This is a genomic window from Pseudomonas japonica (assembly GCF_013522925.1).
GTDB classification, from domain to species: Bacteria; Pseudomonadota; Gammaproteobacteria; order Pseudomonadales; family Pseudomonadaceae; genus Aquipseudomonas; species Aquipseudomonas japonica_A.
The window spans coordinates 1-1179 of the sequence record NZ_JAAMQU010000039.1; the positions used below are offsets into that span (position 1 = coordinate 1).

The following is a 1179-nucleotide window of genomic DNA, read 5'->3' on the forward strand; positions in this document are numbered from 1 at the left end:
TGATCGCCCCATAGAGGTGTTCGATGAGCAGACAACGACGTACCTTCACCCCCGAGTTCAAGCGCGAAGCTGCTAGCCTGGTGCTTGACCAAGGCTACAGCCACACTGATGCAGCGCAGTCGCTTGGATTGGTTGAGTCGGCCTTGCGCCGGTGGGTCAACCAGCTCCAGCAGGAACGAGGTGGTGTCACGCCGACCAGCAAAGCGCTGACACCCGAGCAGCAGAAAATCCAGGAACTGGAAGCTCGAATCAACCGCCTTGAAAGGGAAAAATCGATTCTAAAAAAGGCTACCGCGCTCTTGATGGCCGAGGAGCACGAGCGCTCGCGTTAGTCGATCAGCTTCGCTCCGAGGAGCCGGTTGATCTGTTGTGCTCGGTATTTGAAGTCACCCGATCTTGCTACTACGCGTACTGTCGAAAACGGCGATCCCCTGATGCCGAACGGGTGATTTTGCGCAGCCGGGTGAACGAACTGTTTACCCAAAGCCGAAGCGCTGCGGGCAGTCGAAGCATCATGCTGATGATGAAAGAGGACGGCATGCAAATCGGGCGATTCAAGGTACGTAAGTTGATGCGCGAGATGAACCTGATCAGCAAACAGCCGGGCTCCCATGCCTACAAAAAGGCCACCGTAGAGCGACCTGATATCCCGAACGTACTTGATCGTGAGTTCAGCGTGGAATCCCCCAACATGGTCTGGTGCGGTGACATCACGTACGTTTGGGCTGAAGGTCGATGGCACTATCTGGCAGCGGTCATCGATCTTTATGCCCGCCGGGTTGTAGGCTGGGCGTTCTCAGCCAAGCCCGACGCTGACCTGGTGATCAAGGCATTGGATATGGCCTATGAGCAGCGTGGCCGGCCCCAGAATGTGCTGTTTCACAGCGATCAGGGCAGCCAATACGGCAGCCGGAGTTTCCGCCAGAGACTATGGCGATACCGTTTTACACAGAGCATGAGTCGGCGCGGTAACTGCCATGACAACGCGCCCATGGAGCGGCTATTTCGCAGCTTGAAAACTGAATGGATACCGACAGTGGGATACATGAGCGCTTCGCTAGCGCAACAGGATATCAGCCGGTTCCTGATGGAGCGATACAACTGGCGGCGACCGCATCAGTTCAACGAAGGGCTAGCGCCGGCGGTCGCTGAGGAAAAACTCAATTCAGTGTCCGGGAT

The 1179-nt window shown here is 56.5% G+C and carries 1 protein-coding gene; it reads left to right on the forward strand.

What is annotated here, in order from left to right; genetic code table 11:
* Positions 1 to 23 precede the first annotated feature (23 nt).
* Positions 24 to 1179, forward strand: a protein-coding gene (locus G7016_RS24750) for an IS3 family transposase (RefSeq protein WP_181118405.1) whose coding sequence is annotated in 2 segments (ribosomal slippage) — positions 24 to 279 and positions 279 to 1179 — 1157 coding nt annotated over the 2 segments. Because the reading frame shifts where the segments join, the coding sequence is not laid out codon by codon here. This gene is flagged as partial in the annotation.